This is a genomic window from Sphingomonas sp. MM-1, assembly GCF_000347675.2.
In the GTDB taxonomy this organism is placed as follows: Bacteria; Pseudomonadota; Alphaproteobacteria; order Sphingomonadales; family Sphingomonadaceae; genus Sphingomonas_E; species Sphingomonas_E fennica.
This window is the reverse complement of record NC_020561.1, coordinates 2,193,458-2,219,074: the sequence shown is the minus strand read 5'-3', so window position 1 is coordinate 2,219,074 and position 25,617 is coordinate 2,193,458. Positions and strand designations below refer to the sequence as shown.

Below are 25,617 nucleotides of genomic sequence, written 5' to 3'. Positions count from 1 at the left end.
GGAATCAGGGGAGATAATGCGCGCCACCACGACCGGTTCCGAAGCGAAGGGAGAATCCGAACGGCGCGAACGCCGGCGCCAGGCGATGATCGATGCGGCGCGCGCGCTGTTCGTGGAGCGCGGCTATGACGCCGTCAGCCTGTCGGAGATCGTCAAGCGCTCCGGCGGGTCGCTGGCGACGCTTTATGAGCTGTTCGAGAACAAGCACGGCCTTTTGACCGCAATCGTCGCCAGCGAGGATTTCCAGACCCACGAACGGATCGACGAGGTGGTGGCGCGCGGCGGTTCGCCGGCGAAGGTGCTGGCGGAGATCGCGGGGATCATCGTCGACGGCTTTTCCGATCCGGAGAAGATCGGCCTCGTCCGCATCGTCATGGGCGAGTCATTGCGCGACCAGGCCTTTGCCGAAATGATGGTGCGGGCCGCGCACCAGCCGGCGGTGGAACGGCTCGCCAGCCTGTTCCGGACCTGGCACGAAAGCGGCAAGGCGGTTATCCCCGATCCGATCGTGACGGTGCACCTGTTCTTCGGCCTCGTGACGCACAGTTCCCACATGCGCGCGCTGTTCGGCGATTCATCGGTCGTCACCGACCTGCCCGCGCGCGACCGGCTGATCCGCGAGGCGACGGCATTGTTCGTCAATCATTACCGCATCCAGGACGACGAGCCGGCATGACGGGCGAGCTGGCCCCGGCCATTCCAGCGGCGACGCTGGTGCTGATGCGCGAATGCGGCGGCGCTGCGCCCGAGCTGCTGATGATCGAGCGCGCCGGCACCATGGCGTTCGCCGCGGGCGCGCTGGTCTTCCCCGGCGGCCGGATCGATCCCGGCGACGCGGCGCTGGCCGCCAATGCCGCCGTGGTGGGCGAAAGCCCGCCCGAGGATGCCACCGCCCGGATCGCCGCGATCCGCGAGACGATCGAGGAGGTGGGCATCGCCATCGGCATCCGGCCCGCGCCCGAACCCTCGGCGATCGCGGCGTTGCGCGCGGCGCTGGCGGAAGGCGGCGATTTCGGCGCCCTGTTGGCGGCCGGCGGCTGGCGGCTGGATCTCGACGCGCTGACGGCCTTCGCCCGCTGGCGGCCCAATTTCAAGGAAACCCGGCTGTTCGATACCCGCTTCTATCTGGCGGCCGCCCCCGTCGATGCGACGCCGGCCGCCGATGGCGGCGAAAGCATCCATGCCCTGTGGATCGGCGCGGCCGATGCGCTGGCCGGGGCGCTGGACGGGCGGTTCCGGGTGATCTTCCCCACCCGGCGCAACCTGGAAAGGCTCGCTTTGTTCGACGGCATCGACGCGGCCATTGCCCATGCGGCGCGCTTCACGGTCGAGATGGTGACGCCCTGGGTCGAGGATCGCGGCGGCACGCAATATCTCTGCATCCGCGACGATCAGGGCTATCCGGTCACCGCCGTGCCGCTGGCGGACGAACTGCGCGGCTGAACACGGGGGCGATCGCCCCAAAGCAGGCGGCCCCGCCATCCACCTGGGGATGACGGGGCCGCTTTTCGCATGTCGAAAGTGGGGCCGGATCAGGCCTCGGCGCCAGCGGCCTCCGCACGGGGGCGGCGGGTGCGGCGCTTGGGCTTCTCCTCGGCATCGGCCGGGGCCTCGGCGGGCTCGCTCGCCAGCGAGAGCGAGGGCGGCAGCCGGTCCATGTCGATGCGCTCGGCGGTTTCCGCCGGCGCGGCGGCCTCGGTCCGCCGGGGACGGCCACGGCGACGCGGCGCCTCGGCCTCGGCGGCTTCCGGGGCGGCCGCAACGGCATCCTCGCCCTGCTCCGCTTCGTCGCGCGGGGCGCGATCCTCACGGGGGCGGCGATCCTCGCGGGCCATCCGCTCCTCGCGCGGCGCGCGATCCTCGCGGAAGCTCCGCTCCTCGCGCGGGCGCGGCTCGCGACGCTCGCGATAATTGCGCTCGCCGCCGTCATTGCCGCCGCGTTCCTCGCGCTCGCCGCCGGCAACGGCCTCGTTCTCGCCTTCCTCGTCCTCGAAGTCGGCATTGTCGAAGCGGTCGCGGCGCTGCTGCTCCTCGAAGCGCGGCCGGTTCTCGCTCAGCACGCGGAAATAATGGTCCGCGAACTGGAGATAATATTCGGTCATGACCCGATCGCCCTGGGTCTGGGCATCCCGCGCGAGGGTCTTGTACTTCTCATGAAGCTGGGCCGCGTTGCCGCGCGCGCGATTATCAATCCGGTTGCCGCCCTGGCCGTTGCCGCCATTCTGCCGGGGCGCGCCGCCGCGTCCACGGCGGCGACCGTTCTGACGATTGTTGATCAACGTTTCGCTGCCTTCGTCACTGGTGGTCGTTCGTCGCCACTCCCAATCCGGGCCCGCCCCGGACCTTACGGATTTCCGCCCCTTGAGGATGCGCCAAGGCAGGTGCGGTGCCGAATGGCCACGCAACCGCCTATCGCAGAACCGGCACCGCCAAATAGCGGATATCGCGGCAAAGCCATCGGGGGTCGGCGGGGGTTCTTACAGCCAGATGCTTGACGAAACCCCCAGTCCTGAGGCCGATGTAGTGGCTCACCGGGGGGATTCCAAGCGGAAATATGTTTCGCCTGCCTAGGAGGCTTCCGCCGCGACGATTATGCAACGGTCCCGCCCGCCGAGATCGCGACGAACCGTTGGAACGGCTCCTTCGGCCGCGAGGAGAGCGGATACCGCCGCCGCCTGCCGATGCCCGATCTCGATCGCCGCCATTCCGCCCGGCGCGATCAGACGCGGAATCGCGGGCGCCAGCCGGCGATAGTCGTCGAGGCCGTCGGCGCCCGCGAACAGCGCTCCGTGCGGCTCATGCTCCATGACGTCGCGGGCAAGCGCGGCATCGCTTTCCACATAAGGCGGGTTGCACAGCAGCAGATCGAACCGGCCGAGCGCATCCGCCCAGCCCGCCCTGGTCCAGTCGCCTTCGGCAAAGCGTGCCCTGGCGCCCATGCCGAGGCGCCCGGCATTGGCGGCAGCGACCGCGAGCGCGGCGGGCGATCGATCGATCCCCAGCCCCAGCGCTTCCGGCCACTCCGCCAGCGCCGCCAGCAGCAGCGCGCCCGATCCCGTGCCGAGATCGATCACCGATGCCGGCGCCCGGCCGGCGCGCGCGAAATGATCGACCGCCGCCTCGATCAGCGTCTCGCTGTCCGGCCGGGGGATCAGCACGGCAGGCGTGACGCCCAGATCGATCGTCCAGAAGGCGCGCGTGCCGGTGATATAGGCCACGGGCTCGCCCGCTTTCCGCCGCGCGACCAGATCGGCGAAGGCGGGCGGCGCGGGATCGTCCAGCGCGGCCAACAGCATCGCATCGCGCGACCGGCCCAGCACATGGGCCATCAGCAGCTCGGCATCGAGCCGGGGCGTGGCGCTGACGGGTTCGAGGCGGCGGGCGGCGGCGGCCAGCGCCGCGCGCACCGTTTCAGGCGGCATCGAGATTGGCGAGCCGCGCCGCCTCGTCCTCAGCGATCAGGGCCGAGATCAGCTCGTCAAGGCCGGGGCCTTCCAATATCTCCGCCAGCCGGTGCAGCGTCAGGTTGATCCGGTGATCGGTCACGCGGCCTTGCGGGAAATTATAGGTGCGGATGCGTTCGGAACGGTCGCCCGATCCCACCATCGCCTTACGCTCGCCGGCACGCGCGCTGGCGAGCCGCTCGCGCTCCTGCTCGTAGAGCCGGGTGCGGAGCACCTTGAGCGCCTTGGCCTTGTTCTTGTGCTGCGATTTCTCGTCCTGCTGGATCACCACCAGCCCGGACGGGATATGGGTGATCCGCACCGCCGAATCGGTGGTGTTGACCGATTGGCCGCCCGGCCCCGAGGAACGATAGACGTCGATCCGAAGATCCTTGTCGTCGATCTGGACGTCCACCTCCTCCGCCTCCGGCAGCACCGCGACGGTGGCGGCGGAGGTGTGGATGCGGCCGCCGCTTTCGGTGGCGGGCACGCGCTGGACGCGATGGACACCGCTTTCGAACTTCAGCCGCGCGAACACGCCCGCGCCGGTGACGGAGGCGACGACCTCCTTATAGCCGCCAAGCTCGGCCGGGCTGGCGGAGATCAGCTCCACCTTCCAGCCATGATCCTCGGCATAGCGCTGATACATGCGGAACAGATCGCCCGCGAACAGCGCCGCCTCGTCCCCGCCGGTGCCGGCGCGGATTTCCAGCATCGCCGCGCGCTCGTCCGCCGCGTCGCGCGGCAGCAGGCGGAGCGCGAGCTGGCGTTCGGCATCGGGCAGGCGGGCGCGGATGGAGGCCGCCTCGTCCTGCGCCATGTCACGTATCTCGGCATCCGATTCAGGATCGTCGATCATGTGCGCGAGGTTGGCCAGTTCCGCGCGCAGCCGGCGCACCTCGCCGGCGGCCACGGCCACCGGCTCCAGCTCGGCATATTCCTTGGATACGGCGACGAAGCGATCGGCGGAAAGATCGCCGCGGGCCATCATCGCCTGCAGTTCATCGCGCCGGGCCTCGATCTGCGCGATCCGCGCGGGGGGAATCGAAACCATCAGCCAGCGAGCGCCCCGGCCAGCGCGTCGATCAGAACCGGCCGCTGCGTGCCGTCCGCCAGCGTCTTCACCGCCGCCTCGCCGCGCGCCAGCTCGTCATCGCCCAGGATCACGGCATAGCGCGCACCCCAGGCATCGGCCTTCTGCATCCGCTTCTTCATATTGCCGCGATAGGCCATGTCGCAGGCGATGCCGGCGCGGCGCAGCCTGGCGATGATGCCGGCGGCGGCGGCCTCGGCGGCCTCGCCCAGCGGCACGATGGCGACATCCACCGTCTGCGGCGCGGGCTGGTCGATCAGCATCGCCAGCCGCTCGATCCCGGCGGCCCAGCCGACGGCCGGCGTGTGCGAGCCGCCCAGCGCCTCGATCAGCCCGTCATAGCGGCCGCCGCCCAGCACCGTGCCCTGCGCGCCCAGCCTGTCGGTCACGAATTCGAAGGCGGTGTGGCGATAATAATCGAGGCCGCGCACCAGCGCGCCGTTGCGGACATAGGCGACGCCGGCGGCATCCAGCCCGTTGCGCACCGTATCGAAGAAGGCGCCCGCTTCGGCGGAAAGATAATCGTCGATCACCGGCGCGGCATCGGCCACCGGGCGATCGCGCTTGTCCTTCGAATCGAGGATGCGCAGCGGATTCTTGGCCAGCCGCTCCACGCTTTCTTCCGACAACGCATCGCGATGCGCCTCGAAATGCTTCACCAGCGCGGCACGCCAGGCCTCGCGGGTTGCCGCATCGCCCAGCGTGTTGAGCTGGAGCGTGACGCCGTCGGACACGCCCAGCTCGCGCAGCAGCTGATCGGCGAACACCAGCAGCTCCACGTCCGCCGCCGGCTCGCCCGCGCCGATCACCTCGGCATCGAGCTGGTGGAACTGGCGGAAACGCCCCTTCTGCGGGCGTTCGTAGCGGAACAGCGGGCCGTGCGTCGCCACCTTGAGCGGCGCATGCTGCTGCCAGCCGTTGGTGAGATAGGCGCGCGCGATGCCGGCGGTGAATTCCGGCCGGAGCGTGAGCGAATCGCCGCCGCGATCCTCGAACGTATACATCTCCTTCGAGACGACGTCGGTGGTTTCGCCGAGCGAGCGGGCGAACACGGCCGTCGCCTCGAACACCGGCACCTCGACCCGGCCGAAGCCGTAGAGCCGGCGGACGCGATCGAAGGTTTCGACGACGCGGGCGAAGCGCAGCGCTTCCTCGCCGAGCATGTCCTGGGTGCCGCGAACGGCTTGGGGAGTGACGACCTTGGCCATGGGATGCGGCCCTAGAGCAACTTCCGGCCGGAAAAAAGCGGCGGATGCGACTTGACCCGTCACGAGGGAGGACTATTGCGCCGCACCATGAACATCGAACTCATCCCGACCGGCGATAATCCGCCCGAAAGCCTGAACGTGATCATCGAGGTTCCCGTTGGCGGTGAACCGGTGAAATATGAGTTCGACAAGAAATCGGGCGCCTTGTTCGTCGATCGCATCCTCCACACGCCGATGCGCTATCCGGCCAATTACGGCTTCGTGCCGCACACGCTTTCGCCGGACGGCGATCCGCTGGACGCGCTGGTGGTGGCGCGTTCGCCCTTCATCCCCGGCTGCGTGGTCAAGGTGCGGCCGATCGCCGTGCTGAAGCTGGAGGACGAGGCCGGCGGCGACGAGAAGCTGCTGACCGTGCCGGTGGACGCCACCTTCCCTTATTATGAGAAGGTGGACGAGAAGGAGCATCTGCCCGCGATCGTGATGCAGCAGATCGAACACTTCTTCACCCACTACAAGGATCTGGAAGCCAAGAAGTGGGTGCGGATCGGCACCTGGGGCGACGCCGCCGAGGCCCGCCGCATCATCCTGGAAGCGATCGAGGCCGACAAGGTCGCGAAGGCGGCCAAGGCCTGATCTACTCCGCCCCCGGCGCCAGCCGGGGGAACGGCCGGGGCCACTGGCGGGTTTTTCCGTCATGGCCGATCGTGATCCCAGCGATTTTCCGGGTCGCGCCACCGTAAAGCCCACGGCGGCGGCACCGGCAGCACTGCCTGGAAAATGGCGGATAGGGCGCGGCCGGCCTTGGCCCCGCCCGGTCCGCATCGCGATCCGCATCATCGCCGCGCTGGTCGGCCTCCTGATCCTGGCCTGGGCGATATTGTTCATCACCAAGGGCCGCTTCCTGAAACCCACCTTCGAGCGGATAGCGACCGCATCTGCCGGGCGCGATGTCCGGGTGGCTGGCGATTTCCAGTTCTATTTCAATCTGATAAATCTGAAATTCGTGGCCGAGGGGCTGCGCATCGCCAATCCCGGCTGGGCGACGCGGCCCACCCTGTTCGAAGCACGGCGCATCGATCTGGACGGCGCCACCATCGCCTTCCTCTTCGGTAAGCGCCGGATCAACCGGCTGGACCTGGCGGACGGGCGGCTGGACCTGGAATGGGATGCCGCCGGACGCCGCAACAGCTGGACCTTCGGCGACCCCGACCGGCCCGGCAAGCCGCTGGACCTGCCCGTGATCCGCCGCGCGACCGTGGCCGGAACCCGGCTCCGCTATAGCGATCCTCGCATGCAGCTTGCCGCCGACATGCGCTTCGAAACGATCCGCGCCGCCGATACGCGCTTTGCCGGCGACGTGCGCTTCAGCGGCGAAGGCCGGATGCGCGGCCACGCCTTCACGCTCTCCGGCGGCCTGCTCTCCCCGAACGAGACGGTGGCGGGCGGCCGCAACCGGCTGGTCGCCGCCGCGCGATCGGGGCGGACCGCGCTGGACGTTTCGGGCACGCTGCCGGCCGCGACCCGGATCGAGGGTGCCGACCTGCGGTTGGTGGCGCGTGGGCCCGACCTTGCATTGCTGTTCGATTTTCTCGGCGTCGCGATACCCGAAACCCGCGCCTATCGCTTCACCTCACACCTGACCAAGGACGGCGAGGCCTGGAAATTCACCAGCCTCGCCGGGCGCTTCGGCAATAGCGACCTTGCCGGACGGATGACGATCACCATGCCGGGGGGCCGGCTGCGCATCGATGCCGGCCTGCGATCCGACGCCGTGGACATCATCGATGTCGGGCCGTTCATCGGCTACGATCCCGAACGGCTGGCCGCGCAGGGCGCCAAGGGCGCGGTGCGGCGGGTGAACGGCGCGCCGCGCCTGCTGCCCGATGCGCCGCTGCGGATCGAGGCGATCCGCAATTTCGACGCGCATGTCGATTATGCCGTGCGCGCCATCCGCGCGCCCAACCTGCCCATATCCAACGTGGCGCTGACCCTGGACCTCGACCGGAGCCTGCTGAAGCTCTCCCCGCTGACGATGGACGTGGCCGGCGGCAAGCTGGCGTCCGACATCACGCTCAACGCCCGCGCCCGGCCGGTGATGACCAGTTACGACATCCGCCTTGCGCCGACGCCGATGGGGCGGCTGCTGAAGGGCTGGGGCGTGGAGGAATCGGGCACGTCCGGCGTGGTGAAGGCGCGCGTGCGGATGAAGGGCGCGGGCGACACGGTGCATGAATCGTTGGCCCATGCGGACGGGCGGATCGCGGTGATCCTGCCGGCCGGCACCTTCTGGACCCGCAACATCCAGCTTTCCGAGCTGGATGTCGGCACCTTCATCACCAAGATGTTCGAAGACAAGCTGAAGAAGCCGGTGGCGGTCAATTGCGGGCTGATCGCCTTCACCGTGCGGCAGGGCGTGGCGGCGGCCGATCCGATCCTGATCGATACCGACAAAAATGTGATGCTGGGCACCGGCAGCTTCAGCTTCCGCGACGAATCGCTCGATCTGAAATTCCGCGCGGACGGCAAGAAGTTCAGCCTGCTGTCCGCCCAGTCGCCGGTGCGGATCGGCGGCTATTTCGCGGCTCCCGCGCTGGGCGTGATCGGCCCGGAGCTGCTGGCGCGGGGCGGCGCGGGGGTGGCGCTGGGCCTGGTGGCGAGCCCGATCGCGCCGATTCTGGCATTCGTCGACATTGGCGATGCCAAGTCCGCCGCGTGCGGCCCGGTTCTGGCCGGCGCCAAGGCGAGCGGGCAGCGGACCAGCAAGGGCAAGCCCCGCGACGATGTGGGATCGGGCCGGCCGAAGGGGTGAGCCTGGCCCGCCGTTGCGTCAGTTGAGCTTTTCCAGCGCCGCATCCAGCAGGCGGGGATCGCCGGTTGCGATCACCTGGCCGCTGCTGTCGCGGGTGAGCGGCCGGCCGGCCCAGTCGCGCATCGCGCCGCCGGCCCCTTCCACCACCGGCACCAGCGCCGCGAGGTCGTAGAGCTTGAGCCCGCCTTCGACGACGAGGTCGAGATGGCCCGAGGCGAGCAGCGCATAATTATAGCAATCCCCGCCCCATAATGTGTCGCGCGCGGCATCGGACAGGCGATCGAAGGCCGCCTTTTCCGCTTCGGTGAACAGGCGCGGGCCGGTGGTGGCGAGATGCGCCCGATCGAGCGCCGGGCAGGCGCGGGCGCGGGTGGGCGCGCCGTTGAGCAGGGTGGGCCGCCCCGCGGCACCGATCCAGCGTTCGCCGATGATCGGCTGATCGATCACCCCCAGCACCGGCGTCCCGCCTTCGATCAGCGCGATCAGCGTGCCGAAGATCGGCCGGCCGGCGATGAAGCTGCGGGTGCCGTCGATCGGATCGAGCACCCACAGCCGATCGGCCCCTTCGCGGGCATTGCCATATTCCTCGCCGATGATGCCGTCCGCCGGCCGTTCCGCCTCCAGGATCGCGCGGATCGCGGCTTCGGCTGCGCGATCGGCCTGGGTGACGGGGGAGGCATCCGCCTTGGTTTCGATATCGAACCGGGCGCGGAAATAGGGGCGGATGGCGGCGCCGGCGGCATCGGCGAGGCGGTGGGCAAGGGCGATATCGGCTTCGTTCATGCCCCCGTCCTAAAGCATTTTCGGGGCCGGCGGAATCGGGACGAAAGCGGAAGCCGGCGCCCCAGCCATGGCGGGCGGTGGCGCTTTGGGATAGGCTGGCGTCACCCTTTCCGCAGGCCCGCCCGGCCGCCCATGAGGGAGACGGCGATGCTCCAACAGACGATCATCCCCTGCCTGCGCTATGCCGATGCGCCCACCGCCATCGATTTCCTGTGCCGCGCCTTCGGTTTCGACCGGCACGCCATCCATGCCGACGATGCGGACCCGCGAATCGTCCACCATGCCCAATTGCGGCTGGGCGCCAATCTGGTGATGCTGGGTTCCGCGCGGGCGGACGAGGCGCAGGCCCGCTATCGCTGGAAGACGCCGGCCGAGGCGGCAGGCGTCACCGCCTGCATCTATTGCGTGATCGACGACGCCGACGCCCATTATGTCCGCGCGCGGGCCGAGGGCGCCGATATCGCGACGCAGCCGCACGACAATGAAGGCTATCCGGGCCGCAGCTACAGCGCGCGCGACCCGGAAGGGAATATCTGGGACTTCGGCACCTACGATCCCTGGGCCTGACGGGCCCGGAAACCGCGCCCGCGCCGCCTCAGCCGCGCAGATCGGGCGGGGTCGCCTCCGCCTTGAGCAGCGCGATCACCTCGTCCAGCGGCAGCACCGCCTGCGCCTGCTCGCCCAGGCGGCGGACGGCGACGGTGCCTTCCTCCGCCTCGCGCTTGCCGACGACCAGCAGCACCGGGACCTTCGCCAGCGAATGTTCGCGGACCTTGTAGTTGATCTTCTCGTTGCGGACGTCGGATTCGGCGCGGATGCCCGCCGCCTTCAGCTTCTCCACCACCGCTTCGGCATAGCCGTCGGCATCCGACACGATCGTCGGCACCACCGCCTGCACCGGCGCCAGCCAGAGCGGGAACTTGCCGGCATGATGCTCGATCAGGATGCCGATGAAGCGTTCGAACGTGCCGAGGATGGCGCGGTGGAGCATCACCGGGCGATGGCGCTGGCCGTCCTCGCCGACATAGGAGGCGTCCAGCCGTTCCGGCAGCACCGTATCGGCCTGGATGGTGCCCACCTGCCAGGTGCGGCCGATCGCGTCGGTCAGGTGGAATTCCAGCTTCGGCGCGTAGAAGGCGCCCTCGCCGGGCAGCTCCTCCCACCCATATTCGGGCGTGGCGCGGCCGGCGGCGGCGACGGCATCGCGCAGCGTCTGTTCCGCCTTGTCCCACATCTCGTCCGATCCGAAACGCTTTTCGGGGCGGAGCGCGAGCTTGATCGCGTAGCTTTCGAAGCCGAGATCGCGATAGACCGAATCGAGCAGGTCGCAGAAATCGCGGATCTCATCGATCAGCTGGTCCTCGCGCACGAAGATATGCGCGTCGTCCTGGGTGAACTGACGGACGCGCATGATGCCGTGGAGCGCGCCGTGCGGCTCGTTGCGGTGGCAGCAGCCGAATTCGGCCATGCGGATCGGCAGGTCGCGATAGCTCTTGATCCCCTGGCGGAAGATCAGGACGTGCGCGGGGCAGTTCATCGGCTTCAGCGCCATCAGATCGGCATCGCTGGAGACGACCGGGCCTTCATCCTCGGTGGAGGGAATCTCGTCCGGCACGACGAACATGTTCTCGCGATACTTGCCCCAGTGGCCGGATTGCTCCCACTGGCGCGCGTCCATCAGCTGCGGCGTCTTCACCTCGGCATAGCCCGAGGCATCGAGCCGGCGGCGCATATAGGCTTCGAGCTGGCGCCACAGGATGAAGCCCTTGGGGTGCCAGAAGACCGAGCCCTGCGCCTCGGACTGGAGGTGGAACAGGTCCATCTCCGCGCCGATCTTGCGGTGATCGCGCTTGGCGGCCTCCTCCAGCCGGTGGAGGTGCGCGTCGAGCTGCTTCTTGTTGAGCCAGCCGGTGCCGTAGATGCGGCTCAGCATCGCGTTCTTCTGGTCGCCGCGCCAATAGGCGCCGGACACGCGCGTCAGCTTGAAGGCCTGCGGATCGAGCTTGCCGGTGGAGGCAAGGTGCGGCCCGCGGCACATGTCCAGCCAGTCGCCGCCCGACCAGTATACCGTCAGCTCCTCGCCCTCCGGCAGCTCGGCCGCCCATTCGGCCTTGAACGTCTCGCCTTCCGCCTGCCAGCGCGCGATCAGCGCCTCGCGGCTCCACACCTCGCGGCGGAGCGGCTTGTCCTCGGCGATCAGCCGGCGCATCTCCGCCTCGATCGCGGGCAGGTCCTCCTCGGTGAAGGGGCGGTCCTTCGGCGCGAAGTCGTAATAGAAGCCGTCTTCGGTGGCCGGGCCGAAGGTGATCTGCGTGCCGGGAAACAGCTTCTGCACCGCTTCGGCCAGCAGGTGGGCATAATCGTGGCGGACGAGCTCCAGCGCGTCGGCCTCGTCCTTCGCGGTCACCAGGGCCAGCGCGGCATCCGCTTCCAGCGGGCGGTTGATGTCGCGCAGCTCGCCATCGACGCGCGCGGCCAGCGCCGCCTTGGCGAGGCCGGGGCCGATGCTCTGGGCGATCTCAGCCGGGGTGGTGCCGGCGGCGACTTCGCGCACGGACCCATCCGGAAGGCTGATCTTGAGCATGGCGGACATCGGCTGAACAATCCTGTCGGCTGGAGGAAAACGCCGCGCTTATGCCCGCGATGGCGGCGAAAGGGCAAGCACGCTAGGAAGCGGGCATGAACGATCCCGATTTTCTCGCCCGGCCCGACGGGCTGAAGCTCGCCTACCGCCACCGCAAGGGCTGGGGGCCGACCATCGTCTTCCTGCCGGGCTACATGTCCGACATGGAGGGCGGCAAGGCGACCGCGCTCGATGCCTGGGCGGAGGAGATCGGCCGCGCGATGCTGCGCCTCGATTATGCCGGCTGCGGCGCGAGCGAGGGCCGCTTCGCCGACGGCACGCTGGCGAGCTGGCGGGACGACGTGCTCCACCTGATCGACCATCTGACCGATGGGCCGCTGCTGCTGGTGGGGTCCTCCATGGGCGGCTGGCTGATGCTGCTGGTGGCGCTCGCCCGGCCGGATCGGGTGAAGGGGCTGGTGGGCATCGCCGCCGCGCCCGACTTCACCGAATGGGGATTCGACGCGGAGGACCGGGAGAAGCTCGCCCGCGACGGCCGGATCGAGGAGATTTCCGAATATTCGGACGAGCCCTATGTCACCACCCGCGCCTTCTGGGAAAGCGGGCAGGCGAACCGGCTGCTGACCGGCGAGGAGATCGGCTTCGACGGGCCGGTGCGGCTGCTCCATGGCCAGCAGGATGACGACGTGCCCTGGCCGATCGCGGTGAAGCTGGCCGCCGCCCTCCGTTCAGCCGACGTCCATACGCTGCTGATCAAGGATGGCGACCACCGGCTTTCGCGCGGCGAGGATATCGCCCGCCTGATCTGGACGGTGGACGAGATATTGGAACGCCTGTGATCCTGCCCCTGATCCTCCTGCTGCAGACATCCTCCGCCCCCTTTCCGGACGGCGCGCAGAAACGCTTCGAGGCCTGCGCCGCCCTGGCGGAGAAGCAGCCCGAGCAGGCGGTGAAGGAAGCCGACGCCTGGCGCACCGGCGGCGGCGGGCTGCCGGCCCGGATGTGCCTGGGCCTGGCCTATGTTTCGCTGGAACGCTGGGGGCCGGCCGCGATCACCTTCGAGCAGGCGGCCAGGGAGGCCGAGATCCAGCGCGACGGCCGCGCCGCGCCGCTCTGGGTGCAGGCGGGCAATGCCGCGCTGGCGGGCGACGATCCGGCGATGGCGCGCGGCTATTTCGATCGCGCGCTGGCGCTGCCGGTGCTGTCCGATGCGATGCGCGGGGAAACCCTGCTCGATCGCGCCCGCGCGCAGGTGGCGATCAACAATCTGGCCGATGCCCGCGCCGATCTGGACAAGGCGCTCACCCTGGTGCCGCGCGATCCGATGGCCTGGCTGCTTTCCGCGACGCTGGCCCGCCGGCAGGGCGACGCCGCCCGCGCGACCAAGGATATCGCCGAGGCCGCCCGCCTCGCCCCCAACGAGGCGCCCGTCGCCTATGAGGAAGGCAATGCGGCGGCGCTGGCCGGCGACATGGACAAGGCCAAGGCCGCCTGGCAGCGCGCCGTGACGCTCGCGCCCGACAGCGATGCCGGCCAGGCGGCGGCGCTGGCGATCAGGGGGCAGTGACACCCGCACCCCTCCTGTAGCGGTTGCGCCGCGAAGTGCGGCGCGGAATCCCTGGAATATCGGTCCGATCCGAAGTTGCCGGCCTTATGGCGCGCAATGTTGGCCGGCCTTGCCCGCCAACAATTCAGCCGAACCACTTGCATCGCCGCTGGCCGGAACATGGATCGCACCGGTTTTCGGTAAAAGGGAAAATAGAGAACAAGAATTGCATAAAGCCCCTTCCGTTTCCCGAAGTTTCCAATAATCATCGCCGCGCCGATGGGGATCGGCATGAAATTCGGGGGGAGCAATGCGGAAGACACGTCTTCTTGCAGCCGCCATGGCGTGCGGCATATCATTATCGTTATTGTCGGCGCCGGCGCTGGCGCAGGAAAAAACCGGAGTGAAGGCCGGCTTCGTGATGCCGGCCGGCGGGACCCGCATCGTCCTGATGCGTCCCTCGGTCCGCGTCGGCGCGCAATCGACCGGCGGGCTGTTCGAACCCAATGCCGACTGGACCGCGCAGGCCCGCGAGAATCTCGACGGCGCAATCCGCAAGGCGCAGGGCCAGCTCGGGCATCAGGTGACGCCCTATGAGGACGGGACGGGCGCCGCCGACAGCCTGAGCAACCAGTATCGCGGCCTTTTCACCTCGCTTGCCGATTCCGTGCGCGAGTTCCAGTTCTTCCCAGGGAACCGGCTGCCGACCAAGAAGCGCAAGGACAGCTTCGAATGGACCATCGGGCCGGAGGTGAAGAATCTGCCCGGCCTGGAAAATGCCGACTATGTCCTGTTCATAACCACCGAGGATCAATACGGATCAGTCGGGCGCAAAGTCTTGCAGGTCTTCGCCGCCCTCGGGCGCGTCAGCGTCACGTCCGGCGTGCACCTCGGCTATGCCGGCCTTGTCGACGCGAAGACCGGCGAGCTTGTCTGGCTGAATGCCGATCAGCAGATGGGCGGCGACGTCCGCACGGCGGAAGGCGCGGAAAAGCGGGTATCGCAGCTTCTGGAAGGATTTCCGGGGAGCACGATCCGATCGGCATCGGCGCAATGATCGCCCCTCTCTGCCGGCGCGGGGCGGCGGCCGTGGCCCTTCTGGCGGGCCTTGCCTGCGGGCCGGCGATGGCCGCCGACCGCGCGGCCCTGCCCCCCTACAGCTTCGCCTACGAGCCCCAGGGCGTCGACGAGCGCGGAATGTGGATGATGGCGGACGAGGACGAACGGATCCTTCGCACGTCGAGCTTCGTGATCCGCGACGAGGAGCTCAACGCCTATGTCCGCGGCGTGCTCTGCCGGACGGTGGGTGAGGATCGCTGCCGCAACGTCCGCGTCTATGTGATGCGCATCCCCCAGTTCAACGCCACCATGTATGCCAATGGCATGATGACCGTCTGGTCCGGGCTGCTGCTCCGGGTCCAGAACGAGGCGGAGCTGGGTGCCGTGCTGGGCCACGAATTCGGCCATTTCGAGAAACGCCATTCGCTGAACGGTTTCAAGAACAAGCGTTCGGTATCGGACGTGCTGGCATGGCTCGGGATGGTGGGCCCGAATGCCGGCCTGTCGGCGTCGCTGGCGGGCTATGTCTATTCCTTCAGCCGCGCCCAGGAAACCGAAGCCGACCTGATCGGGATCCAGTATCTCGCATCGTCGGCCTATCCCTCCGCCGCGGCGCCGAAGGTCTGGTCCCGGCTGATGGCCGAGCAGGATGCGACGGCGGCGGGGCGCAAGCGCAAGGTCCGGCACAGCTATGCGGCCGGCTTCTTCGCCTCGCATCCGACCGAAGCCGCGCGGGAAGCCTATCTGTCCAGGGAAGCGGCGAAATATGCCGACGCGGGCGATCCGGGCGCCGAGGCCTATCGCAAGGGCATCGCCAAATGGCTGCCCCAGCTGCTCGACGACCAGATAAAGCTGAACGACTTCGGCGGAAGCGAATATCTGCTCGATCAGCTTGCCGCATCGGGCGGGAGCGCCGACGTGACCTTCGCGCGCGCCGAACTCTACAGCCAGCGCGGCAACCCGCGCGACTATGTGACCGCCGCCGAACTCTATCGCGAGGCGATCGCGAAGGGATGCGACAGGCCGGAGGCGCGGCGCGGCCTGGGCCTCGCCCTGCTCCGCACGCAACAATCGGACGAAGGCAAGCAGGCCCTGCGCAGCTACCTCGAATTTCGGCCCGATGCCCCGGACGGCCCCATGATCAAATCGCTTGTTGGGAATTGAGGACCAGGATGAAACCGATCACCCTCATCATCGCCGCCGCGCTGGCGGCCGCACCCGCTTATGCCGGCAATTCGCTGATCCCGGCCGGGCGGACGGTGCAAGTCGCCAAATCGGCCATGGCCGTGACGCCCGGCAGCGAATGGAACAAGCTGGGCAGGCGCCCCGGCACCAATGGCGAGATCTGGACGCTGGACGGCGACAAGCTGAACAGGGTGACTTTCTATGGCGGCATCGCCCAGGACACCACCTTGTTCCGCGAAGTCGACAGGAAGAACAGCCCGCTCCCGCGCTTTTCCCAGACCATGCTTCTGACCGACGTTCCGAAGCTGCTGGAAAACAGCTATCGCGTCGCGCTCGGCAGCGCCCTCTTCACGATCGACCAGATGGAGCCCGCCAGGTTCGGCGGAGTCGACGGCATCCGCTTCACCTACAGCTTCGTCGCAGGCAATCAGGAAGTGCAATCGAAGGGCGAGGCGCGGGCCGCGATCGTCAAGGGCAGGCTCTACATGATATCCTATGAGGCGCCGGCCCTGCATTTCTTCGAGAAGAACGTGGCCCAGTTCCGCCAGATCGCGGACAGCGCGACATTCTGATTTTTTGAGGGCCTTTGCCGGCGGCGAAGGCCCGATCCGGGCGGCCCGGCCCGCTTCCGCGATTTCGGGCCGCTGGATGATTCCATCCGCCGCGAAATCCCTCTAAGGCCGGGCCATGCCCCAGCCGCTCGACGTTCTCCACGCCACCTTCGGCTATTCCGCCTTCCGGGGCCGGCAGTCCGAGGTGATCGATCGGGTGATGGCGGGCCGGCACACGCTGGCGGTGATGCCGACGGGCGCCGGCAAATCGCTGACCTACCAGATCCCGGCCCTCTGCCGGCCGGGCACGGGGCTGGTGATATCGCCGCTGATCGCGCTGATGCACGATCAGGTGCGATCGGCCGAGGCCGCCGGCATCCGCGCCGCCGCGCTGACGTCGGCCGACGACAATCGCGACGAGACCATCGCCCGCTTCCGCGACGGCGCGATCGACCTGCTCTATGTGGCGCCCGAGCGCGCATCGACCGACGGCTTCCGCCGGATGATCGACCGCGCGCCGCCGCTGGCGCTGATCGCGATCGACGAGGCGCATTGCGTTTCCGAATGGGGCCATGATTTCCGCCCCGATTACCGGCTGCTGCGCCCGCTGCTGGATGCCTATCCCGATGTGCCGCGCCTGGCGCTGACCGCGACGGCCGACCGCCATACCCGCGCCGATATCCTGACGCAGCTCGGCATCCCCGAGGACGGGCTGATCCTCGCAGGGTTCGACCGGCCGAACATCCGCTATGCCATCAGCCCGCGCGACGGCCTGCCCCGCCAGCTCGCCACGCTGGTGGCGGAGACGGAGGGGCCGGGCATCGTCTACGCCCCCAGCCGCGACGGGGCCGAGCGGCTGGCCGCCGCACTGGCCGCCACCGGCCGGCCGACGCGCGCTTATCATGCCGGGCTCGATCCCTCCGTCCGCGCCGCCAACCAGCGCGCCTTCGTGGCATCGGAGGATATGGTGATGGTGGCGACGATCGCCTTCGGCATGGGCATCGACAAGCCCGACGTGCGCTTCGTCGCCCATGCCGGCCTGCCCAAGTCGATCGAGGCTTATTATCAGGAAACCGGCCGCGCCGGGCGCGATGGCGATCCGGCGGTGGCGCACCTGTTCTGGGGCGCGGAGGATTTCGCCCGCGCGCGGCGCCGGATCGAGACCGAGGTGGAGGAGGCCCGCCTGCCCGGCGAGCGCCAGCGGCTGAACGCGCTGGCCGGGCTGGTGGAGACGGCGGGCTGCCGGCGCGCCGTGCTGCTGCGCCATTTCGGCGAGACGCCGCCCGCCGCCTGCGGCAATTGCGACAATTGCCTGAACCCGCCAGCCTCGGTGGACGCGACCGAGGTGGCGCGCAAGCTGCTGTCCGCCGCCTTCCGCACCGAGATGCGATACGGCATCGGCCATCTGACCGACGTGCTGGCCGGCCGCGACAATGCCAAGGTGCGGACGCTGGGGCATGACCGGCTTTCGGTGTTCGGCATCGCCGAGGCGGACGAGCTGCGGCTGATCAAGCCCGTGGCCCGCGCGCTGATGGCGCGCGATGCGCTGCGCGCCGACGAATATGGCGGGCTGAGCTTCGGCCCCGCCGCCCGGCCGATCCTGAAGGGCGAGGAAGCGGTGGCCGTCGTGCTGCCGCCGGTGCGGGCGAAGCGGCAGCGGCGCGGCGGGCCGGCGGAGGAATGGCCGCACGATCCGCTGTTCGAGGCGCTGCGCGCCCGCCGGCGCGAGATCGCCAAGGAACTGGGCGTGCCGCCTTATGTGATCTTCCACGATGCCACCCTGCGCGAGATGGCGGGCCTCAAGCCCACCACCCGCCACGGCCTGGGGCAGGTGACGGGCGTGGGCACCCGCAAGCTGGACGATTATGGCGAGGCCTTCCTCGACGTGATCCGCGCGCATGGCTGACTGGAGAAGAAGATGATGACGCCCCTCCTCCTGCTGCTGGCCGCGCTTTCCGATCCGGGGGGAGTTTCCCCCGGCACCGATATCGCTCTAAACCCCGCCCGACCCACCAGGGAAACGGCAATCCGGGAGACGGCCATGTTCCGCAAGATCGACGACAGCATTTCGGTAAGCCCGCAGATCAGCCCCGATCAGGTGGCCGAGGCCGCGGCGCAGGGCTTCACCATGATCATCAACAACCGGCCGGACGACGAGCAGCCGGGCCAGCCTTCCGGCGGGGAGATCGAGGCCGCGGCCAAGGCGGCGGGCCTGCAATATCGCGCCATCCCGATCGGCCATTCGGGCTTTTCCGAACCGCAGGTGAAGGCGATGGCCGCGGCCCTTGCCGATGCGAACGGCCCGGCGCTCGCCTTCTGCCGATCGGGCACGCGCTCGACCTTCGCCTGGGCGCTCGCCCGGGGAGCGGCCGGCGACACGGCCGAGGGGATCGCCGCCAAGGCCGCCGCCGCGGGCTACGACATCGCCCCGATCCGCGCCTTCCTGCCGAACTGAGGACGTCATGACCGGCATGCTCGCGCGGACCGCGCATATCTTCACCTCGCGCCTCCATACCCTGCTGAAGCTGCTGGACAGGGGCGAGGCGGAGTGCGGCATCGACACGCTGATCGCCGCCCGGCTGGCGGAGGACATGCTGCCGCTCCCCTACCAGATCGTCTTCGCCAGCGACCAGGCCAGCCATTTCGCCGCCTGGTGCCTGGACGAGCCCTTCCCCCGCACCGACGCCGCCGGCCTCGATTGGGCGGCGCTGAAGCGCTACGCCGCCGATGCGATCGCGCTGGTCGAGCGGGCGGCGGGGGCCGTCGACGACGGGGTTTTCGCGCGCGGCAAGCGGGTCGATCTGCTGGACGGCATGTATCTGGAATTTTCGGGCGCGGATTATCGCGACGAATGGCTGATGCCGAACTTCTATTTCCACCTCGTCACCGCCTACGACATCCTGCGCGCGAACGGCGTGGCGATCGGCAAGCCGGATTATATGGCGCATCTGCTGGATCGCATCCGCAAGGACTGACGCTGCCGGGGCGGGCCGGGAGCGCATCGCGCCGCCGGTCCGCCCAAAAAAGCCGGCGCATAAAAGAGGGCCGGCGGAAAACCACCGGCCCAGTCGTTCGCAGGAGGAACCCCTGTGGGGGCGCGGGACTGCCCCGCGCCCCGATCCGATCAGTAGTTGTAGGCGCGCTCGCCATGCTCCCCGAGGTCGAGGCCTTCGCGCTCGACTTCCTCGCTCACCCTCAGGCCGAACACGGCCTTGACGATGCCGAAGGCGATCGCCGAGCCGACGCCGGCCCACAGGATGGCGACGGCGGTCGCGAAAAGCTGGGTGCCGAGCTGCGGCCCGATCGCATAATCGGCCGCACCCGGCCCGCCGAAGCCCGGGGCATAGGTGAAGGCGGTGCCGATCGAGCCGACGATGCCCGCGACGCCGTGGATGCCGAACACGTCGGCGGTGTCGTCGAAGCCCAGCTTCGGCTTGATGGTGGACACGAACACATAAGCGATGACCGAGGCGATCGCGCCGAGCACGATCGCGCCGAACGGCCCCGCATTGCCGGCCGCCGGCGTGACCGCGACGAGGCCGGCGATGACGCCCGAGCAGCCACCGAGCAGCGACGGCTTGTGGCCGGCCACCTTCTCGGCAAGCATCCAGACGAGCGCGGCGGCGGCGGTGGCGGTGAAGGTGTTGATCATCGCCAGGCCGGCGGTGCCGTTCGCCGCCAGCGCGGAACCGGCGTTGAAGCCGAACCAGCCCACCCACAGCAGGCCGGTGCCGATGAACGTCATCGTCAGCGAGTGCGGCGCCAGGACATCGCGCTGATAGCCGATCCGCTTGCCGAGCAGCAGGCAGCCGACCAGGCCGGAAACGCCCGCGTTGATGTGGACGACGGTGCCGCCCGCGAAATCAAGCGCGCCGCGTTCGAAGAAGAAGCCACCGGCCGACCAGACCATGTGCGCCAGCGGGAAATAGACGATGGTGAGCCAGATCAGCGTCGCCGCGAGCAGCGCGCCGAACTTGACGCGTTCGGCCAGCGAGCCGACGAACAGCGCGGCGGTGATCGCCGCGAACGTCATCTGGAAGCTGATGAACACGAATTCCGGGATCGTGCCGGACAATGTGTCGGCCGCCACGCCCTTCAGGAAGAGCTTCGAAAAGCCGCCAAAGAAGGGGGAACCTTCGGTGAAGGCGATCGAATAGCCCCAGGTGACCCACACCACCATCGCGAGGCAGGCCACGGCGAGGACATGCGTCAGCATCGACAGCATGTTCTTGGTGCGCAGCAGGCCGCCGTAGAAGAGGGCGAGCCCGGGCAGGATCATCGCCAGCACCAGCACGGTCGAGACGAGCATCCAGGCGGTATCGCCCGCGCTCAGCGTCGGCGCCGCATCCTGGGCCCAGGCGGGCATCGCGGCGAGCAGCGTCGAGCCGACGGCCCCCGCCCCCGTCGCTATCTTGGTTGAAAGCTTCATGTGTCCCCCTTTTCGATCAGAGAGCGGAATCGTCGGTTTCGCCGGTGCGGATGCGCACGGCCTGGCCGACATCGAGGACGAAGATCTTGCCGTCGCCGATCGCGCCGGTGTTGGCGGCCTGCTGGATGGCTTCCACCACCCGGCCGGCGAGATCGTCTCCCGCGACGACCTCGATCTTGATCTTCGGCACCATGTTCGTGCTGTATTCGGCCCCCCGATAGATCTCGGTCTGCCCCTTTTGCCGTCCGAAGCCCTTAACCTCGGTCACGGTCATGCCCTGCACGCCCAGCGCGGAGAGGGCTTCGCGCACCTCGTCGAGCTTGAACGGCTTGATGACGGCTATCACGAGTTTCATTACGCCTCCCTCGCATTCTGGCGAGGATGCGTATCGCAAGGGCCATGCCAGCTTGCGGTTTCGGAATGATTCCGTTGCGTTGCAGCGAAAGGGTTGCTGCAACGCACATAATGGAGGCGAAACGATCGCCCAGCAATTGGGCAGGAAAAAGCCGCTGCCCAATAATTAGGCAGCGGCGCGGGTCGAAATCAGGGCTTTCCGGGCGGGTTGAGCGCGCCTTCGATCAGCGTCTTCGCACGCTCGCCCGACCAGTCCATCGATCCGACGACGCGCCACTGCTCGCGGCCATGCGCGTCGTAGAAGAGCGTGGTCGGCAGCGTATCCGTCTTCAGCGCTTCCATCAGCACGTTCTGCTTGTCGAGATAGGGCCTGAGCGCCTTGAACCCCGCCTTGGCGAAATAGGGATCGACGGCGCGGCGCCCGGCCATGTCCATGCTGACGACGATCAGCTGCAGGCGATCCTTCTCCCGCCCGGCCAGCGCATCGAGGGTCGGCATCTCGTGCACGCAGGGCGCGCACCAGGTGGCCCAGAGGTTGACGATCAGCGGCTTGCCACGGAAGGTGGCGAGCGTGGCGGGGCCGCCGTCCGGCCCTTCGAAGGGGATGGCGGGGGCTTGCTGCCCGGCGTGGGAAATATCGACCTTGCCGATCGGTTCCTTCGCGTCGGCTTGCGGCGACTGGCTCTTCTCCCTATCGCAGGCACCGAGCGCAAGAGCGAGGATCAGGACCATTAGCAACCGCACGGACAGCTCCAATTCGATGTGGGGCGGGCGCTTCGCCGAAGGGCCCGCGGCGATCATGCGCGAGATCAACGCCTCGATACCCTTCGACCAGCGACTCTGGCGGCAGGACATAGCGGGATCGAAGGCCCACGTCTCCATGCTCGCCGCCAACGGCATCGTCACCGCCGAGGACGGCGCCGCCATCGCCCGCGGGCTGGACCGGATCGCCGGCGAATATGAGGCGGACGGCGTGCCCGTGGACCTCGCGCTCGAGGATATCCACATGGCCACCGAGAGCCGGCTGGCCGAGCTGATCGGCCCCGCCGCCGGCCGCCTCCACACCGCGCGCAGCCGCAACGACCAGGTGGCGACCGATTTCCGCCTGTGGGTGCGCGACGCGATCGACGCGGTCGATGCCGGCCTCAAGGCGCTGCAGGTGGCGCTGGTGACGCGCGCGGGCGAGCATGTGGCGACGGTGATGCCCGGCTTCACCCACTTGCAGGTCGCCCAGCCGGTGACGCTGGGCCACCACCTACTCGCTTATCACGAGATGATCGCGCGGGATCGATCACGCTTCCGGGATGCCCGCGCGCGGCTGAACCAGTGCCCGCTGGGATCGGCGGCGCTGGCCGGCACCGGCTTCCCGATCGATCGCGAGGCGACGGCGCGCGCGCTGGGCTTCGACGGGCCGACCCGCAACTCGCTCGATTCGGTTTCCGACCGCGACTTCGCGCTCGATTATCTGATGGCGGCGACGCAGGCCTCGCTCCACCTGTCGCGGCTGGCGGAGGAGTTCATCATCTGGGCGAGCCAGCCCTACGGCTTCGTCAGCCTGCCCGATGCCTATTCGACCGGCAGCTCGATCATGCCGCAGAAGCGCAACCCCGACGCGGCCGAGCTGGTGCGCGGCCATTCGGGCCGGATCGCCGGCTGCATGACCGCGCTCGTCATGACCATGAAGGGCCTGCCGCTCGCTTATTCCAAGGACATGCAGGACGATAAGCCGCCGGTGTTCGAGGCGCACGACCTGCTGGCGCTTTCGATCGCGGCGATGACCGGGATGGTCGAAACCGTCACCTTCGTGCCGGCGAAGCTGCGCGCGGCGGCGGAGGCGGGCTTTTCCACCGCGACCGACCTGGCCGACTGGCTGGTGCGCGTGGCCGACATCCCCTTCCGCGAGGCGCACCACATCACGGGTGCGGCGGTGCGGCTGGCCGAGCGGCTGGGCGTGGCCCTGGACAAGGTGCCGCTGGAGAAGCTGAAGGAGATTGACGAGCGCATCGACGGCCGCGTGTTCGGCGCGCTTTCGGTCGATGCATCGGTGGCCAGCCGCAGCAGCTTCGGCGGCACCGCGCCCGATCAGGTGCGCGCCCGCGTGGCCGAGGCGCGGGCCTATCTGGGGATGGACGGATGAGGAAGGCAGCGATCGCGATCGCCCTCTTGGCGACGCTGGCGGCCTGCGGATCGCGCGAAGCGCTGCGCCCCGCGCCGGGCAATTCGCTGCCGCCCAAGCCGGCCATGGCCCCCACCCAGCCGACGACGACCGACCTGCTGACCCCGCGCCCGCAGGAACGGCCTGAACGCAGCGAGGAGCTGCTCCGCCAATCCGAGGAACGGCGCGACGACCGTTTCGACCTTCCGCCCCAATAGCCCCCGAGCCAGCCCGACCCACGGCAGAATCCAGGACATAATGGACCATTTCCAGCTTCGCGACGGCGTGATGCATGCCGAGGATGTTCCCCTCACCCTGATCGCCGAGGCGGTCGGAACCCCGGTCTACGTCTATTCCACCGCCACGATCCGCCGGCATGTCCGCGTGTTCCAGGAAGCGCTGGCGGGCGTGGAATCGGGACCGGAAGGGCCGCTGATCGCTTATGCGGTGAAGGCCAATCCCAATGCCGGCGTGCTGGCGACGCTGGCCCGCGAGGGGCTGGGCGCGGACGTGGTTTCGGCGGGCGAGCTGCTGCGCGCCATCCATGCCGGCGTCGATCCCGCGAAGATCGTGTTTTCGGGCGTGGGCAAGACGGCCGACGAGATGGCGCTGGCGCTGCGCCACGGCATCGGCCAGTTCAACGTCGAATCCGAACCCGAGGCGGTGATGCTTTCGGAGGTGGCGACCGCGCTGGGCATGACCGCGCCGATCGCCTTCCGCATCAACCCCGATGTCGATGCCGGCACCCATGCCAAGATTTCCACCGGCAAGTCCGACAACAAGTTCGGCGTCGCCTATCACCGCGCGGTCGCGGCCTATGCCATGGCGCGCGACCTGCCGGGCCTCGCCATCCAGGGCGTGGCGGTGCACATCGGCAGCCAGCTGACCGATCTCGCCCCGCTGGAGGCGGCCTTCGCCAAGATCGGCGTGCTGATCGCCACGCTGAGGGGCGAGGGCCATGCCATCAGCCATGCCGACCTGGGCGGCGGGCTGGGCGTGCCCTATGATCCCGCTTTGCCGCCGCCGCCCACGCCCGCCGATTATGGCGCGATGGTCGCCCGCGTCACCGCCGGCTGGAACGTGCGGCTGATGTTCGAGCCCGGCCGGCTGATCGTGGCCAATGCCGGCGCGCTGATGTCCCGCGTGATCCGGGTGAAGGAGGGCGCGAACGCCCCCTTCGTGATCGTCGACGCCGCGATGAACGACCTGATGCGCCCCGCTTTGTATGAAGCGTGGCACGATATCCGGGCGATCGTCCCGCGATCGCAACGATTTGCCGCGAACGTCGTCGGCCCGGTCTGTGAGAGCGGCGATACCTTCGCCATGAACCGGCCGATGGACGCCGTCGAGGCCGGCGACCTCGTCGGCTTCATGACCGCCGGGGCCTATGGCGCGACGATGGCCAGCACGTACAATAGCCGCCCGCTGACCGCCGAGGTGATGGTCGACGGTAACAATTGGGCTGTAGTGCGGGAGAGGTTGCCCGTGGAGGCGTTGATCGCGGCGGACACGCTTCCGCCGTGGCTGGAGTGAAGCTTGGCAGGAGTAGGCATGAAACCCGTCCGCAAGGCCGTCTTCCCCGTCGCGGGCCTCGGCACCCGCTTTCTTCCGGCCACCAAGGCCGTGCCGAAGGAAATGCTGCCCGTCGTCGACAAGCCGCTGATCCAATATGCCGTGGACGAGGCGCGCGCGGCCGGCATCGAACAGATCATCTTCGTCACCGGACGCGGCAAGAACGCGATCGAGGACTATTTCGACATCGCCTACGAGCTTGAAAGCACGCTCAACGAGCGGGCGAAGCACGATATATTGGCGACGCTCGACTGCACCCGGCTGGCGCCGGGCAACGTCGCCTATATCCGCCAGCAGGAGCCGCTGGGCCTGGGCCATGCCGTGTGGTGCGCGCGCGACCTGATCGGCGACGAGCCCTTCGCCGTGCTGCTGGCGGACGAGCTGCTCTGGAACCCCGCCGCGCCCTGCCTGAAGCAGATGCGCGAGGTCTATGAAGCCAAGGGCGGCAACGTCATCGCCGTGCTGGAGGTGCCGGAGGAGCATACCAACCGCTACGGCATCGTCCGGCCGGGCGCGCAGGACGGCGTCGTCACCGAAGTGGCCGGCCTGGTCGAAAAGCCGAAGACGGGCGAGGCGCCGTCGCGGCTTGCCGCCGTCGGCCGCTACATCCTCCAGCCCGACGTGTTCGGCATCCTTTCGACGGGCCAGCGCGGCGCCGGCAACGAAATCCAGCTGACCGACGCCATGGCCGAGCTGATCGGCCGCCAGCCCTTCCATGCGCTGACCTTCACCGGCGACCGGCATGACTGCGGCGACAAGGCCGGCTATATCCAGGCGAACATCGCCCTGGCGCTGGAACGCGACGATATCGGCCCGGCGGTGCGCGCCTTCATCAAGACGCTCTGA

27 protein-coding genes are annotated in these 25,617 nt (G+C 68.7%); 17 read left to right on the top strand and 10 right to left on the bottom strand.

Features of this window, described 5'->3' with window-relative positions:
* Window positions 1–16: 16 nt before the first annotated feature.
* Entirely contained in the window at window positions 17–676 is a 660-nt protein-coding gene (locus tag G432_RS10765; RefSeq protein ID WP_015458851.1) for a TetR/AcrR family transcriptional regulator, read from the top strand.
* A complete protein-coding gene (locus tag G432_RS10760) occupies window positions 673–1,443 on the top strand; it encodes an NUDIX hydrolase (protein ID WP_015458850.1) in 771 nt (256 codons plus the stop codon). Before G432_RS10765 ends, G432_RS10760 begins: the two co-directional genes overlap by 4 nt.
* Before the next feature lie 89 nt (window positions 1,444–1,532).
* Here the strand turns inward: G432_RS10760 and G432_RS10755 are convergent, their stop codons facing one another.
* From G432_RS10755 to hisS, 4 genes are all read right to left on the bottom strand, one after another.
* Window positions 1,533–2,279, bottom strand: coding sequence for a DUF4167 domain-containing protein (locus tag G432_RS10755; protein ID WP_015458849.1), 747 nt, complete (start codon window positions 2,277–2,279; stop codon window positions 1,533–1,535).
* 288 nt (window positions 2,280–2,567) lie between these two features.
* The gene (prmC, locus tag G432_RS10750; RefSeq protein ID WP_015458848.1) at window positions 2,568–3,422 is read right to left on the bottom strand and encodes a peptide chain release factor N(5)-glutamine methyltransferase; all 855 of its coding nucleotides are present in this window, start codon (window positions 3,420–3,422) and stop codon (window positions 2,568–2,570) included.
* Window positions 3,412–4,497 carry a peptide chain release factor 1 gene (prfA, locus tag G432_RS10745; protein ID WP_015458847.1) on the bottom strand — a complete coding sequence of 362 codons (1,086 nt, stop codon included), beginning with the start codon at window positions 4,495–4,497 and terminating at the stop codon, window positions 3,412–3,414. The genes prmC and prfA overlap by 11 nt, the downstream gene beginning before the upstream one ends.
* Complete coding sequence (gene hisS, locus G432_RS10740) at window positions 4,497–5,744, bottom strand: histidine--tRNA ligase (protein WP_015458846.1); 1,248 nt, start codon at window positions 5,742–5,744, stop codon at window positions 4,497–4,499. Before hisS ends, prfA begins: the two co-directional genes overlap by 1 nt.
* Before the next feature lie 87 nt (window positions 5,745–5,831).
* Between hisS and ppa the strand changes: the two genes are divergently transcribed.
* Together ppa and G432_RS10730 are read left to right on the top strand one after the other, a co-directional pair.
* Window positions 5,832–6,377, top strand: a complete 546-nt coding sequence (gene ppa / locus G432_RS10735) for an inorganic diphosphatase (RefSeq protein ID WP_015458845.1) — start codon at window positions 5,832–5,834, stop codon at window positions 6,375–6,377.
* Window positions 6,378–6,438: 61 nt separating this feature from the next.
* A complete protein-coding gene (locus G432_RS10730) occupies window positions 6,439–8,553 on the top strand; it encodes an AsmA family protein (protein WP_015458844.1) in 2,115 nt (704 codons plus the stop codon).
* Between the two features lie 18 nt (window positions 8,554–8,571).
* Here the strand turns inward: G432_RS10730 and hisN are convergent, their stop codons facing one another.
* Window positions 8,572–9,336, bottom strand: coding sequence for a histidinol-phosphatase (gene hisN, locus G432_RS10725; protein ID WP_015458843.1), 765 nt, complete (start codon window positions 9,334–9,336; stop codon window positions 8,572–8,574).
* Between the two features lie 147 nt (window positions 9,337–9,483).
* Here hisN and G432_RS10720 point away from each other — a divergent pair, with 147 nt between their 5' ends.
* Window positions 9,484–9,903 (top strand): VOC family protein, encoded by a 420-nt coding sequence (locus tag G432_RS10720; protein WP_015458842.1) that lies wholly within the window; start codon window positions 9,484–9,486, stop codon window positions 9,901–9,903.
* A gap of 28 nt (window positions 9,904–9,931) precedes the next feature.
* Here G432_RS10720 and thrS read toward each other — a convergent pair whose 3' ends face one another.
* A complete protein-coding gene (gene thrS, locus G432_RS10715; protein WP_015458841.1) occupies window positions 9,932–11,929 on the bottom strand; it encodes a threonine--tRNA ligase in 1,998 nt (665 codons plus the stop codon).
* An 86-nt stretch (window positions 11,930–12,015) separates the two neighbouring features.
* Here thrS and G432_RS10710 point away from each other — a divergent pair, with 86 nt between their 5' ends.
* Together G432_RS10710 and G432_RS10705 are read left to right on the top strand one after the other, a co-directional pair.
* Window positions 12,016–12,759, top strand: a complete 744-nt coding sequence (locus G432_RS10710; protein WP_015458840.1) for an alpha/beta fold hydrolase — start codon at window positions 12,016–12,018, stop codon at window positions 12,757–12,759.
* The gene (locus tag G432_RS10705; protein WP_015458839.1) at window positions 12,756–13,487 is read left to right on the top strand and encodes a tetratricopeptide repeat protein; all 732 of its coding nucleotides are present in this window, start codon (window positions 12,756–12,758) and stop codon (window positions 13,485–13,487) included. The genes G432_RS10710 and G432_RS10705 overlap by 4 nt, the downstream gene beginning before the upstream one ends.
* Before the next feature lie 84 nt (window positions 13,488–13,571).
* On the opposite strand, the gene G432_RS23715 is transcribed toward G432_RS10705, so the two are convergent.
* On the bottom strand, window positions 13,572–13,820 hold the full coding sequence (locus tag G432_RS23715; RefSeq protein WP_187294068.1) for a hypothetical protein: 249 nt from the start codon (window positions 13,818–13,820) through the stop codon (window positions 13,572–13,574).
* On the opposite strand from G432_RS23715, the gene G432_RS10700 reads away from it, so the two are divergent.
* The 6 genes from G432_RS10700 (at window position 13,777) to G432_RS10675 (ending at window position 19,236) form a co-directional block, all read left to right on the top strand.
* The gene (locus tag G432_RS10700; protein WP_041864882.1) at window positions 13,777–14,523 is read left to right on the top strand and encodes a hypothetical protein; all 747 of its coding nucleotides are present in this window, start codon (window positions 13,777–13,779) and stop codon (window positions 14,521–14,523) included. The genes G432_RS23715 and G432_RS10700 overlap by 44 nt on opposite strands.
* Before the next feature lie 32 nt (window positions 14,524–14,555).
* Window positions 14,556–15,689 (top strand): M48 family metalloprotease, encoded by a 1,134-nt coding sequence (locus G432_RS10695; RefSeq protein ID WP_236626760.1) that lies wholly within the window; start codon window positions 14,556–14,558, stop codon window positions 15,687–15,689.
* A gap of 8 nt (window positions 15,690–15,697) precedes the next feature.
* Entirely contained in the window at window positions 15,698–16,282 is a 585-nt protein-coding gene (locus tag G432_RS10690; RefSeq protein ID WP_015458836.1) for a hypothetical protein, read from the top strand.
* Between the two features lie 115 nt (window positions 16,283–16,397).
* Window positions 16,398–18,167: a DNA helicase RecQ gene (gene recQ, locus G432_RS10685; protein ID WP_015458835.1), complete on the top strand. Its 1,770-nt coding sequence runs from the start codon at window positions 16,398–16,400 to the stop codon at window positions 18,165–18,167.
* 135 nt (window positions 18,168–18,302) lie between these two features.
* Entirely contained in the window at window positions 18,303–18,716 is a 414-nt protein-coding gene (locus G432_RS10680; protein WP_041865331.1) for a TIGR01244 family sulfur transferase, read from the top strand.
* 7 nt (window positions 18,717–18,723) lie between these two features.
* Window positions 18,724–19,236 carry a DUF1993 domain-containing protein gene (locus G432_RS10675; RefSeq protein ID WP_015458833.1) on the top strand — a complete coding sequence of 171 codons (513 nt, stop codon included), beginning with the start codon at window positions 18,724–18,726 and terminating at the stop codon, window positions 19,234–19,236.
* Between the two features lie 149 nt (window positions 19,237–19,385).
* On the opposite strand, the gene G432_RS10670 is transcribed toward G432_RS10675, so the two are convergent.
* From G432_RS10670 to G432_RS10660, 3 genes are all read right to left on the bottom strand, one after another.
* Complete coding sequence (locus tag G432_RS10670; RefSeq protein WP_015458832.1) at window positions 19,386–20,690, bottom strand: ammonium transporter; 1,305 nt, start codon at window positions 20,688–20,690, stop codon at window positions 19,386–19,388.
* A gap of 16 nt (window positions 20,691–20,706) precedes the next feature.
* On the bottom strand, window positions 20,707–21,045 hold the full coding sequence (locus tag G432_RS10665; RefSeq protein ID WP_015458831.1) for a P-II family nitrogen regulator: 339 nt from the start codon (window positions 21,043–21,045) through the stop codon (window positions 20,707–20,709).
* Between the two features lie 188 nt (window positions 21,046–21,233).
* Entirely contained in the window at window positions 21,234–21,788 is a 555-nt protein-coding gene (locus G432_RS10660; RefSeq protein WP_319233311.1) for a TlpA family protein disulfide reductase, read from the bottom strand.
* A 16-nt stretch (window positions 21,789–21,804) separates the two neighbouring features.
* On the opposite strand from G432_RS10660, the gene argH reads away from it, so the two are divergent.
* The 4 genes from argH to galU are packed head-to-tail and all read left to right on the top strand — an operon-like array spanning window position 21,805 to window position 25,617.
* Window positions 21,805–23,181 carry an argininosuccinate lyase gene (gene argH, locus G432_RS10655; RefSeq protein ID WP_015458830.1) on the top strand — a complete coding sequence of 459 codons (1,377 nt, stop codon included), beginning with the start codon at window positions 21,805–21,807 and terminating at the stop codon, window positions 23,179–23,181.
* Window positions 23,178–23,417: a hypothetical protein gene (locus G432_RS10650; RefSeq protein WP_015458828.1), complete on the top strand. Its 240-nt coding sequence runs from the start codon at window positions 23,178–23,180 to the stop codon at window positions 23,415–23,417. The genes argH and G432_RS10650 overlap by 4 nt, the downstream gene beginning before the upstream one ends.
* A 40-nt stretch (window positions 23,418–23,457) precedes the next feature.
* Entirely contained in the window at window positions 23,458–24,732 is a 1,275-nt protein-coding gene (gene lysA, locus G432_RS10645) for a diaminopimelate decarboxylase (protein WP_015458827.1), read from the top strand.
* A gap of 18 nt (window positions 24,733–24,750) precedes the next feature.
* On the top strand, window positions 24,751–25,617 hold the full coding sequence (gene galU / locus G432_RS10640) for a UTP--glucose-1-phosphate uridylyltransferase GalU (RefSeq protein ID WP_015458826.1): 867 nt from the start codon (window positions 24,751–24,753) through the stop codon (window positions 25,615–25,617).

Bases quoted from the DNA above. Each gene is read 5' to 3' on its own strand.
- G432_RS10690 (WP_015458836.1), top strand. From the start codon at position 15,698: ATGAAACCGATCACCCTCATCATCGCCGCCGCGCTGGCGGCCGCACCC.
- thrS (WP_015458841.1), bottom strand. From the start codon at position 11,929: ATGTCCGCCATGCTCAAGATCAGCCTTCCGGATGGGTCCGTGCGCGAA.
- prfA (WP_015458847.1), bottom strand. From the start codon at position 4,497: ATGGTTTCGATTCCCCCCGCGCGGATCGCGCAGATCGAGGCCCGGCGC.
- G432_RS10665 (WP_015458831.1), bottom strand. From the start codon at position 21,045: ATGAAACTCGTGATAGCCGTCATCAAGCCGTTCAAGCTCGACGAGGTG.
- galU (WP_015458826.1), top strand. From the start codon at position 24,751: ATGAAACCCGTCCGCAAGGCCGTCTTCCCCGTCGCGGGCCTCGGCACC.
- G432_RS10675 (WP_015458833.1), top strand. From the start codon at position 18,724: ATGACCGGCATGCTCGCGCGGACCGCGCATATCTTCACCTCGCGCCTC.
- hisN (WP_015458843.1), bottom strand. From the start codon at position 9,336: ATGAACGAAGCCGATATCGCCCTTGCCCACCGCCTCGCCGATGCCGCC.
- G432_RS10670 (WP_015458832.1), bottom strand. From the start codon at position 20,690: ATGAAGCTTTCAACCAAGATAGCGACGGGGGCGGGGGCCGTCGGCTCG.
- recQ (WP_015458835.1), top strand. From the start codon at position 16,398: ATGCCCCAGCCGCTCGACGTTCTCCACGCCACCTTCGGCTATTCCGCC.
- G432_RS23715 (WP_187294068.1), bottom strand. From the start codon at position 13,820: ATGCCGCACGCCATGGCGGCTGCAAGAAGACGTGTCTTCCGCATTGCT.
- G432_RS10765 (WP_015458851.1), top strand. From the start codon at position 17: ATGCGCGCCACCACGACCGGTTCCGAAGCGAAGGGAGAATCCGAACGG.
- G432_RS10650 (WP_015458828.1), top strand. From the start codon at position 23,178: ATGAGGAAGGCAGCGATCGCGATCGCCCTCTTGGCGACGCTGGCGGCC.
- argH (WP_015458830.1), top strand. From the start codon at position 21,805: ATGTGGGGCGGGCGCTTCGCCGAAGGGCCCGCGGCGATCATGCGCGAG.
- ppa (WP_015458845.1), top strand. From the start codon at position 5,832: ATGAACATCGAACTCATCCCGACCGGCGATAATCCGCCCGAAAGCCTG.
- hisS (WP_015458846.1), bottom strand. From the start codon at position 5,744: ATGGCCAAGGTCGTCACTCCCCAAGCCGTTCGCGGCACCCAGGACATG.
- G432_RS10760 (WP_015458850.1), top strand. From the start codon at position 673: ATGACGGGCGAGCTGGCCCCGGCCATTCCAGCGGCGACGCTGGTGCTG.
- G432_RS10680 (WP_041865331.1), top strand. From the start codon at position 18,303: ATGTTCCGCAAGATCGACGACAGCATTTCGGTAAGCCCGCAGATCAGC.
- prmC (WP_015458848.1), bottom strand. From the start codon at position 3,422: ATGCCGCCTGAAACGGTGCGCGCGGCGCTGGCCGCCGCCGCCCGCCGC.
- G432_RS10720 (WP_015458842.1), top strand. From the start codon at position 9,484: ATGCTCCAACAGACGATCATCCCCTGCCTGCGCTATGCCGATGCGCCC.
- G432_RS10730 (WP_015458844.1), top strand. From the start codon at position 6,439: ATGGCCGATCGTGATCCCAGCGATTTTCCGGGTCGCGCCACCGTAAAG.
- lysA (WP_015458827.1), top strand. From the start codon at position 23,458: ATGGACCATTTCCAGCTTCGCGACGGCGTGATGCATGCCGAGGATGTT.
- G432_RS10710 (WP_015458840.1), top strand. From the start codon at position 12,016: ATGAACGATCCCGATTTTCTCGCCCGGCCCGACGGGCTGAAGCTCGCC.
- G432_RS10700 (WP_041864882.1), top strand. From the start codon at position 13,777: ATGCGGAAGACACGTCTTCTTGCAGCCGCCATGGCGTGCGGCATATCA.